This is a genomic window from Williamsia sp., assembly GCF_036566845.1.
In the GTDB taxonomy this organism is placed as follows: Bacteria; Actinomycetota; Actinomycetes; order Mycobacteriales; family Mycobacteriaceae; genus Williamsia.
The window spans coordinates 1-11,201 of record NZ_DATCVM010000102.1 but is presented as its reverse complement, the minus strand read 5'-3'; the positions used below and the strand labels follow the sequence as shown (position 1 = coordinate 11,201).

13 protein-coding genes are annotated in these 11,201 nt (G+C 65.5%); 11 read left to right on the top strand and 2 right to left on the bottom strand.

Annotation, left to right across the window (positions count from 1 at the left end; translation table 11 throughout):
* On the top strand, nucleotides 1-769 hold a 769-nt coding region (locus VIQ49_RS09070; RefSeq protein WP_331883459.1), incomplete at its 5' end, for an aldehyde dehydrogenase family protein.
* Between the two features lie 87 nt (nucleotides 770-856).
* On the opposite strand, the gene VIQ49_RS09065 is transcribed toward VIQ49_RS09070, so the two are convergent.
* Entirely contained in the window at nucleotides 857-1,360 is a 504-nt protein-coding gene (locus VIQ49_RS09065) for a MarR family transcriptional regulator (RefSeq protein ID WP_331883456.1), read from the bottom strand.
* 147 nt (nucleotides 1,361-1,507) lie between these two features.
* Here VIQ49_RS09065 and VIQ49_RS09060 point away from each other — a divergent pair, with 147 nt between their 5' ends.
* The 6 genes from VIQ49_RS09060 to VIQ49_RS09035 all read left to right on the top strand — a co-directional run bounded on the left by VIQ49_RS09060 (nucleotide 1,508) and on the right by VIQ49_RS09035 (nucleotide 5,042).
* Nucleotides 1,508-2,434, top strand: a complete 927-nt coding sequence (locus VIQ49_RS09060) for a diiron oxygenase (protein ID WP_331883453.1) — start codon at nucleotides 1,508-1,510, stop codon at nucleotides 2,432-2,434.
* The gene (locus VIQ49_RS09055) at nucleotides 2,431-3,186 is read left to right on the top strand and encodes a DUF4873 domain-containing protein (protein WP_331883450.1); all 756 of its coding nucleotides are present in this window, start codon (nucleotides 2,431-2,433) and stop codon (nucleotides 3,184-3,186) included. Before VIQ49_RS09060 ends, VIQ49_RS09055 begins: the two co-directional genes overlap by 4 nt.
* Before the next feature lie 97 nt (nucleotides 3,187-3,283).
* The gene (locus VIQ49_RS09050; RefSeq protein ID WP_331883448.1) at nucleotides 3,284-3,481 is read left to right on the top strand and encodes a hypothetical protein; all 198 of its coding nucleotides are present in this window, start codon (nucleotides 3,284-3,286) and stop codon (nucleotides 3,479-3,481) included.
* Nucleotides 3,481-3,867 (top strand): RNA-binding S4 domain-containing protein, encoded by a 387-nt coding sequence (locus VIQ49_RS09045; RefSeq protein ID WP_331883445.1) that lies wholly within the window; start codon nucleotides 3,481-3,483, stop codon nucleotides 3,865-3,867. Before VIQ49_RS09050 ends, VIQ49_RS09045 begins: the two co-directional genes overlap by 1 nt.
* A gap of 42 nt (nucleotides 3,868-3,909) precedes the next feature.
* Nucleotides 3,910-4,476: a DUF3558 domain-containing protein gene (locus VIQ49_RS09040; RefSeq protein ID WP_331883462.1), complete on the top strand. Its 567-nt coding sequence runs from the start codon at nucleotides 3,910-3,912 to the stop codon at nucleotides 4,474-4,476.
* Nucleotides 4,473-5,042 carry a DUF3558 domain-containing protein gene (locus VIQ49_RS09035; RefSeq protein ID WP_331883442.1) on the top strand — a complete coding sequence of 190 codons (570 nt, stop codon included), beginning with the start codon at nucleotides 4,473-4,475 and terminating at the stop codon, nucleotides 5,040-5,042. The genes VIQ49_RS09040 and VIQ49_RS09035 overlap by 4 nt, the downstream gene beginning before the upstream one ends.
* A gap of 12 nt (nucleotides 5,043-5,054) precedes the next feature.
* On the opposite strand, the gene VIQ49_RS09030 is transcribed toward VIQ49_RS09035, so the two are convergent.
* On the bottom strand, nucleotides 5,055-5,864 hold the full coding sequence (locus tag VIQ49_RS09030; protein ID WP_331883440.1) for an acyl-[acyl-carrier-protein] thioesterase: 810 nt from the start codon (nucleotides 5,862-5,864) through the stop codon (nucleotides 5,055-5,057).
* A gap of 282 nt (nucleotides 5,865-6,146) precedes the next feature.
* Between VIQ49_RS09030 and VIQ49_RS09025 the strand changes: the two genes are divergently transcribed.
* From VIQ49_RS09025 to VIQ49_RS09010, 4 genes are all read left to right on the top strand, one after another.
* Nucleotides 6,147-7,865 carry an FAD-dependent oxidoreductase gene (locus tag VIQ49_RS09025; protein WP_331883438.1) on the top strand — a complete coding sequence of 573 codons (1,719 nt, stop codon included), beginning with the start codon at nucleotides 6,147-6,149 and terminating at the stop codon, nucleotides 7,863-7,865.
* Nucleotides 7,866-7,982: 117 nt separating this feature from the next.
* Nucleotides 7,983-9,272 (top strand): glycosyltransferase family 4 protein, encoded by a 1,290-nt coding sequence (locus VIQ49_RS09020; RefSeq protein ID WP_331883436.1) that lies wholly within the window; start codon nucleotides 7,983-7,985, stop codon nucleotides 9,270-9,272.
* Complete coding sequence (locus VIQ49_RS09015; RefSeq protein WP_331883434.1) at nucleotides 9,273-10,058, top strand: class I SAM-dependent methyltransferase; 786 nt, start codon at nucleotides 9,273-9,275, stop codon at nucleotides 10,056-10,058.
* A gap of 4 nt (nucleotides 10,059-10,062) precedes the next feature.
* The gene (locus VIQ49_RS09010) at nucleotides 10,063-11,193 is read left to right on the top strand and encodes a prenyltransferase (RefSeq protein ID WP_331883432.1); all 1,131 of its coding nucleotides are present in this window, start codon (nucleotides 10,063-10,065) and stop codon (nucleotides 11,191-11,193) included.
* The last annotated feature ends 8 nt before the right edge of the window (nucleotides 11,194-11,201 follow it).

The following is an 11,201-nucleotide window of genomic DNA, read 5'->3' as shown; positions in this document are numbered from 1 at the left end:
CACCGGATCCACCCGGGCCGGGGTCGAGATCGCCAAGAACGCCGCGCCCACCGTCAAGCGGGTGACCCAGGAACTCGGTGGCAAGTCGGCCAACATCATCGTCGACGACGACGGATTCGCCGATGCGGTGGCGCGGGATGTCGCCGCGATGGTGGTCAACTCCGGCCAGTCCTGCAACGCGGGGTCCCGCATCCTGGTGCCCGCCGAGCGGATGGACGAGGCCGCAGGGATCGCTGAGAAGGCGTTGGCCGCGATCGTGGTCGGAGCGCCGGAGGATTCGAATACCGCTGTGGGCCCGGTTGTTTCCGAGGTGCAGTTCGACAAGATCCAGCGACTGATCCAGGCCGGGATCGACGAAGGTGCAACAGTCGCGGCCGGCGGTGTCGGGCGACCGGACGGCATCGACGCGGGATACTTTGTCAAGCCCACGGTCTTCGCGGATGTCACCAACGACATGACGATCGCCCGGGAGGAGATCTTCGGTCCGGTGATGACGCTGATCGGTTACCAGGACGAGGACGACGCGGTCCGGATCGCCAACGACACCAACTACGGATTGTCGGGTTACGTGTCAGCGTCCGATCCCGACCGGGCCCGGAAGATCGCCCGGCGCATGCGGACGGGCAACGTTCACCTCAACGGGGCGCCGCTGGATCGGAACGCGCCATTCGGTGGTTACAAGCAGTCGGGCAACGGGCGTGAGTTCGGCAAGTTCGGACTCGAAGAGTTCCTGGAGGCAAAGGCGATCTTCGGCGACAACGCCGAGTAGCACCAGCGCTGGGTAGCAACACCACTGAGTAGCAACAACATTGAGTTGCGACCACCCGAAATGAACCGCACTCCGGCGGCGTCTGTGTCAGATGTCGCCGGAGTGTTTGCGTACCGCATTGATCGATTTGACCAGTGAATTGGCCTGGGACTCGGTCATTCCGACGTCGCCGAAGACGTCGCTGTTGAGCGCGAGGGTGGCTTCTTCCACCGTTGAGCGCCCGGAATCGGTGATCTCGACAAGCGTGGTGCGACGGTCTGTCGGGTGTGGAACGCGGCGCACCATTCCGGCCTCTTCGAGGCGGCGGATCGCATGGGTCACCGACGTCACGTGTACTTGAAGGCGGTCGCTGGCCTTGGTGATCGGTAGCGCGCCTCGTCGGCTGAATGCCAGCAATCGCAGGAGTTCGAATCTGGAGAAGCTCAGACCCCAGGGCTTGAGGACGGACTCGACCCGGGCGAGCAGGATCTGGTGCACCCGCATCACCGATGTCACGGCCTGCATGCCGACGGCAACATCACCCCAGCCGGCCGCCTCCCAGTTTCTTCGAGCCTCGGCGATGGGGTCGTCGTCAGGAAAGTCGCTGGGCATCCTCCTATTCAACAGCAGCGACCGTCGGACACCCGGGAAGGTCGCGCCTCGATGTCGCCACTGGTTTATGTGACAGTGAGCATTGACACATTGTGGGGTGGCGCATAGCGTCGGGTTCAAGAGACGACACTCACGCCAGGAGGCCCGATGTCAGCGCCAGCCCGATCCCATGCCACGCCGCAGAAAGCAGATTTTGGTGGTCGCGAAGCGATCGCCGAAAGACTGCTCGGCAGCTCGGTCAAGCGGTCCTACTCACCGATCGTCGACCTCGATTGGGATGCACCGCTCGATCCGGACAAGTACTTCCTACCGCCGCGGGTCTGCAGCCTGTACGGCACCGACCTGTGGAACGGACTGACCGAAGAGCAGCGGATCGAGGTGTCCCGCCAGGAGCTCGCCAACATCCTCTCGATCGGCATCTGGTTCGAGAACCTGCTCAACCGGTCGCTGTTGCAGCGACTTCTGAAGCAGGACCCGGCGTCGTCGGTCAGTCACTACGCACTCACCGAGATGGGCGATGAATGTCGCCACATGGTGATGTTCGGCCGGGCCATCGAACGCAGCGGTGCCCGGTCCTTCGGCATGACGAGGTTGGAGCGACTGATCGTGCTGATGCTTCCGTTCGGCATGCGCGGGTCGATGCTGTGGGTGGCCGCGCTGGTGGGCGAAGAGATCTTCGATGCTCTGCAGCGCGAGATGCTCGACGATCCTGAACTGCAGCCGCTGATATCGCGACTGATGCGGATCCACGTCACCGAGGAGTCGCGGCACATCGGATTCGCCAGGGACGGCATCGTCCGGCGGCGCGGTACCCGCGGCCGCGTGGAGACGTTCCTGGCCGCGAATCTGCATGGTGTGGCCGCGCTGAGGTTCAAATGCCTGTTCACCAACCCGGAGATGTATGCCCGGGCCGGCCTGGACAAACACGAGGCCACCCGGATCGCCCGCAGCAATCCCAATTTCCATCGGATGCAGATACTCGGATTTGCAGATCTGGCGCGTTTCCTCGAGGAGAACGGGTTGATGACCAGACTGTCGCGTCGGGCCTGGCGGAAGGCGGGATTCCTCGAATGAGCGCGCTACGTGTGGGATTGGTCGGATCCGGTCCGGCGATATCCCGGATGGCCGCGCGACTGCAGAGATCGCCCGGTGAGATCGAGATCTCGGACGTGGCGGAGGTCGGGGAGTTCGACGCCATCTGCGACCAGTGGAACAACAGCGAGCGCAGCCACGTGCTCATCACCGACGGCGCTGCGCCGGAAGGCAGCTACCTCGGGGTCGCCTGCAGTCGGCAGGCCAATCTCTTTCACGTCGGCTCCACGGATTCACCGATGGTCGACCACGTCGGTGCGGCCATCGACGAGATGGTGCTGTCGGGGGCCACCCGGGTAGCGGTCCGGGTTCCGATCGAGCGGTCGTGGGCCGGGTACGTCAGGGCGAAGGGTGGCGGACGGAAACTGATCCGCAAGCTGACCCGGTTCGATGCCTCGGACTACGACTACAGTTCTGCCGAGCTCCGGGACGAGGGCGTCTACGACGGCCCGGCCATCATCGATCACGACGGCGACGAGATCGCCGCGCGCATCCGCGTCCAGGGCTACATCGATCCCGTCGACGGCCAGTTCCACTGGGCTGGAATCGCTTTCGGGGACGAGGTTCGCGCGCTGAAAGACGCCAGGGCAAGCAGTGTGGAGATCTGGGTCGACGGAGGTGAGTCCATGCCGGCCCGCCTCGCGGAGGTCACTCCGTGGGGCACCGTACGGATCACCGGTACCGGCACGCCGCCGTATCCTCTCGAGGACGCCGAACTGCTGGTCCGCGGCTGACGGCGCACGTGGTGGGCGGCTGCCCCGAGTGACTGATTCTCCGTAGACTCGGCAGGGTACGACCGCACCGGGTCGTGCGGGGTCGAGGAGGAAGACCATGGCCAAAGAAATCAACAAAGCCCGTGGCGACGCGTTGAAACAGACGGTCGCCGCCCATCCCGGCATGGTGTTGTTCGTGCTGGCGCCGGCAGCGATCGTTTTCGGGCTCTTGTGGATCGTCACCAACTTCTGGATCGCCCTGATCGTCGGGGTCGTCGCGGGCGGTGTCGCGCTCTGGAAGTTGCTCAGCGACTGATGGCCCCGGCCCAACCGAGTACCAGGGTCGACAGCTGGATCTGGTCGGTCCGGCTGACCAAGACCCGGTCCACGGCGGCCACCGCCTGCCGTGGTGGCCATGTCAAGGTCAACGGCACCCCGGCCAAACCGGCACAGCACGTCGCGATCGGCGACGAGATCCGGATCCGGGCTGCCGGTCGCGACCGCATCGTCGAGGTCACGCGGGTCGTCTCCAAACGAGTCGGCCCGCCCGTGGCCGCGGAGTGTTTCATCGACCGCAGCCCGCCTCCACCCCCGAAGGAGCTGCTCGCCGCGCTCCCGCAGCGTGACCGCGGCAGTGGCCGTCCGACGAAACGTGAACGGCGCGAGACGGACCGACTCCTCGGCCGGCCAGATGTCGGCTGAACAGTCGGACGCGCGCCGCTTTTCTCTACACTGCAAGCTGTGATGATCTCGGCGCGCAGGAATCGGATCGGGGCGGTGATGGCGGCGGCGGCCGCGGCGATTCTGGTGGTGGGTGGTTGCTCCGATGACAGCTCCGCCGACGACATCGGTCAGGCAACCAAGGCCGACGTTCCGACCGGCCACGCCGGGGAGGGGCCGTTCTTCGGCGAATGTGGCGGTGTCACCACCGATGAGGTCTCCGCGGTCTCCAAGATCGGTGGATTGACCAACACGATCAACAACCCGTCGGTCTGCGAATGGGTCACCTCGCAAGACCAACTCGGGCCGCAGTTGTCGTTCAACTGGTACCGCGGCAGTCCCATCGGCCGCGAACGCGCCACCATCCAGCTCTCCCGTGACGTGGTCGAAGACATCACGATCGACGGGCACACCGGATTCATCGGGTCGAGCGAGGGCATCTGCGAGATCGGAATCGGGTTCGGCGCCGACTTCTTCGAATGGTCGGTCACCTACGGTCTCCAGTCGCCGGGGCAGGTGTACCCGAGCCGGGCCGAGATCTGCGACGTCGCCAAGACACTGGCCACACAGTCCATCGAGCACGCCACATGACGGGCGGCAACGTGAACCGGAACCGGGTCGCCGGACCGCTCCTGATCCTGCTGGCCGCCGTTGCGCTGCTGGCGGGCTGTACGCGTGCGGTGGACGGTGACGCCACGGCGATCGGGGGAGGCAGCGGTACCGCGGACGGCAACGTCAACACCGACGACTACAAGCGTCTGATGTACGAGTGCGAGATGGTCGCACCGCAATCCATCGCCAACGCGGCCGGCGGCACGATCGCCGAACCGGGGTTCTACGGGGCGATCTGCCGCTGGACAGTCAACGGTCCGGTGGTCACCGACGTCACCTTCAACTGGTTCGAGTCCGGGGACATCGAGGTCGAGAAGTCCACGGCAAAGAAACTCGGCTACACCACCGAGAACGTCAAGGTCGCCAGCGTCACGGCTTTCACAGCGGTGAACCCGGCCCGGCCGGCGGCATGCGGTATCACCGCCCGCGCACCCGGCGGCGGGATCTACACGTGGTTCGTCGAACCGCGTAGCGCCACACCGATCGGTGATCCCTGCGCGGCACCCACCAAGCTGATGGAACTACTACTCGGCGGGGGCCAGTAGCGCGCGCGGTGATCAGGCCGGGCGCTTGGTGATGCTGACGGTCGCGGCCACCTGGTCTCCATCGAGCAACCACATCTGGAGCTGGTCATCCTCGCGCCGGCGCTGGATCGTCACGGTCGCGCCGGGCTCGATTGCCCTCAGGTATTCGATGACCACGCGGTGCGGCCCCTTGACGAGGTCCTCGTGATCGAGGAGTTCGTCCTCGACCACCGCAAAATAGGCGGCGTTGTTCAGATGTTTGAAGGGGTCGAAGTCGGTGGCCCTGAGCACGTGCGGGCGATCGTCGCCGGAGCGCTCGGGGGCGGTCGCGGTGTTCATCGACTTCCAGCGCAGCCGGTGCTCGTCGGTCGAGAGGCTCAGCAACTCGAACGCCTCGTCGCTCAGACGCGACGGCAGCCCTTGATCGTTGACGTTGATCCAGAACGCCTCGGTCTCGATGAGGCCGTCCTCGCGAGGCTCCGGATTGAAACGATTGGTCTCGTGCTTCGCGGTGACCCGGACCCGCATGTTGGTCCAGCGGGTCGACAGCGCGCCGCACCAGCGTTGCAACGTCACGTCGGCGGGCCAGGAGATCGGGCGGATCACGTCGATCACCGTGCGCCGGACGATCCAGAACGGGTCGCTGGAGTGGAAATCGGTCGCCTCGAGGTTGTCATTGGCGATGTCCTGGAGGTACCGGGTCAGCCCGTCGAACCGCAGTCGCATCTGTTGATCGACATCGCCCGTGCGTACCCGATAGTTCGCCTCGAAATGCTGAGCGCCTGCCTTGCATTCCGGCAGCTCAATGGGGCGAAGCGCCGCGTCGATCGGCGAATCCGACATGTCGGTCCTCTTTCATTCGTCCCGGCGGTGTCCGGGTGTCATCGTCCGATGGCACCAAGAAAGCAGCCTACGGGCTTCTCGTATTCGGGCCAGTGGCATTACCTTTGTGGGACCGGCGTAACAGAAGTCGTTGAAAGATGACTTCTGACACGTCTGCTCGGCCGCGTCACTTTCCGAGAAGTGCCTTGTCGCGGCCTTGTGGTTGGCCGCTGGGGGATTTCAGGGTAAAAATTGGAACAGGTTCCTTTGGGGAACGACGAGAGTAGTCGAGGTAAGGGCCGTATGGCACACGTGATCACGCAGCCTTGTTGCAACGATGCCAGTTGCATCAGCGTCTGTCCGGTGAACTGTATTCACCCGACACCGGATGAACCGGATTTCACCACCGCGGAGATGTTGTACATCGATCCGGATACATGCATCGATTGTGGTGCGTGCATCGACGAGTGCCCGGTGGAAGCGATCTTCCCGGACGATTCGCTCGACGAGGGTCAGGAGCGCTACCTCCAGATCAACGCGGACTACTACACCGACCACGACGTGTCGGGCGGTCTGGTGGCCCCGCGCAAGAAGCCGCCGCTGCCCGCGGGCAAGGAGCTGCACGTCGCCATCGTCGGGGCCGGGCCGGCTGCGTTCTACGCCGCCGAGGAGCTTGTCCGGCACAGCGCGATCCGTGTGGACATGTTCGACCGTCTGCCGACCCCGTACGGCCTCGTGCGCGCGGGTGTCGCACCCGACCATCCGTCGACCAAGGGCGTGGAGAAGACCTTCGCCTCGACCGCTGCCAAGCGGACGTTCGAATACTTCCTCAACGTCGAGGTGGGCAAGCACCTCGACCACAGCGATCTGACCGACCACTACGGCGCGGTCATCTACGCCCACGGTGCCTCCACCGACAAGCACTTGGGCATCGATGGTGAGGATCTGCCCGGCAGCATCGCCGCGACGGACTTCGTGGCCTGGTACAACGGCCACCCCGATTACGCCGATCGCGACTTCGATCTCTCTGCCGAGCGGGTTGTCGTGGTGGGCAACGGCAACGTCGCCCTCGACGTGGCGCGGATCCTGCTGGACAGCCCCGACAAGCTCGCGAAGACCGATATCGCCGATCACGCCCTGGAGAAGCTGCGGGGCAGCAACGTCTCCGAGGTGGTTCTGCTCGGCCGCCGCGGTGTGGCACAGGGCGCCTACACCAACGCCGAGTTCCTGGCGATGGGCGACCTGCCCGGTGTCGACGTGATCATCGACCCAGACGACCTCGTGCTGGATGCGGCCAGTCAGGCAGCCCGTGACGCCGGAACCCTCGACTCGACGATCGCCACCAAGGTGCGCATCGCCGAGGAGTTCGCCACGCGCGAACCCACCGAGGGCAACAAGCGGGTCGTGTTCCGGTTCCTGGTGTCGCCGCTGGCGATCAAGGGCTCCGATCAGGGTGTCGAAACCATCCGGTGTGCTCGCAACGAGTTCGTGAACGCTCCCGATGAGTCCGCCGACAACGCCGGGGACACGCCGCGGCCGGCATCGAGCCGGATCGCGATCAGGCCCTCGGGTGAAGAGTTCGACCTGCCCGCGGGAATTGTCATGCGGGCCATCGGTTACACCGGCTTGCCGCTGGAGGGTGTGCCGTTCGACGGGGGGCAGGGCGTGGTGCCCAACGCCGGTGGCCGAGTGCTCGAAGAGCCCGGCGGCGCACCGCTCGGGGGTGTGTACGTCACCGGCTGGATCAAGCGAGGCGCCACCGGCGGTATCGGGATGAACCGGTTGTGTGGTCAGGAGACAGCGCTTGCCGTCATCGCCGACTTCACCGAGGAGAAGCTCTCCGAACCGGTGAAGTCTCGCGAAGAGATCCCGGCACTCATCGCCGAACGCGGTGCCGGCCGGATCGATGGTGCCGGCTGGAAGAAGATCGATCTCGCCGAGAAAGCCGCGGGCAAGGGCACCGGGCGTCGGCGGATCAAGATCGTCAGCATCGAGGCCATGGAGGCTGCCGCGAACGCCTAGGCGATCGCAAGGGCCGGCCGGTGATCCGGTCGGCCCGGGCAGTGGCTCTGCTGATCAGCACGGCACGTCTTCGACGGATACGGTTACGGCCATCGGGCCCTGGTACGAAAGGTCACAATGCGCGTAGCACTGCTGTCTTACCGAAGTAAGCCTCATTGTGGTGGACAGGGCGTCTACGTGCGCCACCTGTCGCGGGAGCTGGCCCTCCTCGGACACCAGGTCGAGGTGTTCTCCGGTCAGCCGTATCCAGACCTGGACGAGAAGGCCGTCGCTGCCGGCGTCACGCTCACCAAGGTCCCGAGCCTCGATCTCTACAACGACGTGAACCCCTTCCGGACCCCGTGGCCGTGGGAGATCAAGAGCTGGATCGATGCGCTCGAAGTGCTGACGATGTGGACCGCCGGATTCCCGGAGCCGCTGACGTTCAGCCTGCGCGCCGCACGTTTGCTCAAACACCGCACCGACGACTTCGACGTGGTCCACGACAACCAGTGCCTGGGTTACGGATTGCTGCAGATCGAGCGCAACGGATTGCCGGTGCTCGCGACCATCCACCACCCGATCACGCGTGATCGCGAGCTCGCGGTGAAGGCGGCGAAGGGCTGGCGCAAGATCACCGCCCGGCGCTGGCACGGCTTCCTGCGCATGCAGGGCCGGGTCGCGCGTCGGATACCCCGCCTCCTCACGGTGTCGCGGAGCAGCGAGGTGGACATCCGAAAGGCCTTCGGTATCCCCGAAGGCCGCCTCACGACAATTCCGCTCGGTGTCGACACCGAGCAGTTCCGTCCGTCGGCCGAGCGGGTGCCCGGGCGCATCGTCTGTGTCGCCAGTGCGGACGCGCCGCTCAAAGGTGTGTCGTACCTGCTCGAGGCGGTGGCGAAGCTGCGGGCCGAGCGGCCCGTGGAGCTGAAGCTGGTGTCGAAGCTGGTGCCGGGCGGGCCTTCTGACACCCGCATCGACGAACTCTCGATCCGCGATTCGGTCGAGGTCGTCTCGGGCCTCGACGACGACGAACTGGCCGCGCTGCTGGCGTCGGCCGAAGTCGCCTGTGTCCCTTCGCTCTACGAGGGCTTCTCGTTGCCTGCGGTAGAGGCGATGAGTTGTGGCACACCGTTGGTCGCCACTCGGGCCGGAGCGATTCCCGAGGTGGTGGGTGAGGCGCAGGAGGCGGCGATTCTGGTCCCGCCGATGGATTCGGGCGCACTGGCAACCGCTTTGGGTTCGCTGCTCGAGGACGCCGACCTGCGGGATCGGCTCGGTGCCGGTGGCCGCGCGCGGGTCGAGGAGCGGTACAGCTGGGCGGCTGTCGCCGCCAAGACCGCACAGAACTACCAACAGGCGATCGAGGACTTCGCCGAATCAAATACTTTCGGACAGCCGGCCACGTTCGGCCAAGGGGGGAATTGAGTGTTAACCGTTGATTTTGATCAACTCGGGGTCGGTGCCGGTACCAAGGCGATCGATATCGGTGCGGGGCAGGGACGGCACTCTTTCGAGATGTTCCGGCGTGGCGCCGATGTGATCGCATTCGATCAGTCCGACAGCGACATGGCGGAGGTCGCGGAGATGTTCGACGCGATGATCGCCGAGGGCCAGGTCCCGGCCTCGTCGAAGGCGCGTGCCGAAGTCGGTGACGCACTGCGCCTTCCGTACTCCGACGGCGCGTTCGACGTGGTCCTGATGTCGGAGATCCTCGAGCACATCCCGGACGACACCGATGCCATCGCCGAGATGGCGCGCATCTTGAAGCCCGGTGGACTGGCTGCGGTGACGGTGCCCCGCTACTGGCCGGAAAAGGTCTGCTGGACCTTCTCGGATGAGTATCACGCCAACGAGGGTGGGCACATCCGGATCTACAAGGCCTCCGAGCTCGCCGACAAGTTGAGGGCCGCCGGCCTGGAGGTGACCGGAACGGGGCACGCGCACGCGTTGCATGCGCCGTATTGGTGGCTCAAATGTGCTGTGGGCGTTGAGAAGAACGACCACCCGCTGGTGAAGGCGTACCACAAGCTGCTGGTGTGGGACATGATGAGCGCGCCGAAGCTGACCCGGGTGGGTGAACAGATCCTCAACCCGGTGATCGGCAAGAGCGTGATCCTCTACCTTCGGAAACCGCTCGATGGGTCGAGCTCCGCCTCCGGCTCCGTCTCCGGGGACGGGTCGAGCTCCGCCTCCGGCTCCGTCTCCGGCTGATCCGATGGCCGACACACAGAAGTTGTCCGACCTGCCCGACCATTCCGATCTGCCGAACCTCTCCGGGATCCTCACGGTCGAGGAGTGGCTGGCCACCGGCCGGGCCATCGCCGCGATGCAGGAACCATCCGGGGCGCTGCCGTGGTTCCCGGGTGGTCAGACCGATCCGTGGGATCACATCGAGTCGGCGATGGCGTTGTCGGCCACGGGATTGATCGCCGAGGCGGAAGCGGCGTACGAGTGGTCGCGGCGCACGCAACGCGAGGACGGGTCGTGGCCGATCCGGCTGGTGGTGGGCGAGGTCACCGATGCCAACACCGACAGCAACTTCTGCGCGTACATCGCGGTCGGCGTCTGGCATCACTATCTGATCACCGGCGACGTGCGTTTCCTGGAGAAGATGTGGCCGATGGTGTCGTCCGCGATCGACCTGGTTGCCGAGTTCCAGGCACCGGGTGGAGAATTCTATTGGGGCGCAACCTATCCCTTGCCGGCGCAGACCGGTGCTCACGAGGGGATGTATCACACCGCGCTGATCACCGGGAACGCCAGCATTCATCAGGCACTGGGGTGCGCGATCCTGATCGGCAACGAGTTGGGCCGCCCCGTCGGCGACTGGGAATCCGCGCTGCTGGCACTGGGCCACGCGCTGCGCAGCCATCCCGAACTGTTCGAACCCAAGCCGGAGTACTCGATGGACTGGTACTACCCGGTGCTCGGTGGTGCCGTCCGTGGCCGCGCGGGCCAGGAGCTGATCGCGGTGCGGTGGGACGACTTCGTGGTCACCGACCTGGGTATCCGGTGTGTCGATCACCGACCGTGGGTGACCGGTGCCGAGACCTGCGAGCTGGTGCTGGCCCTGGATGCGTTGGGCGACACCGCCGATGCCACCTTGCTGCTCGGCGACATGCAGCATCTTCGCGACCCGGACGGCTCGTACTGGACCGGGCTGGTCTTCGCAGACGGGAAACGCTGGCCCGTGGAGAAGAGCTGCTGGACCTCTGCTGCGGTGGTGCTCGCTGCCGACGCGCTGAGTCGAACCACGGCCGCGAGTGGCATCTTCCGCGACGCACACCAGGTTGCGGAGCGTATCGAGGTGGCCGGTCAGGCCGGATGCGGCTGCGCCACGGCGTGAGTCGTCAC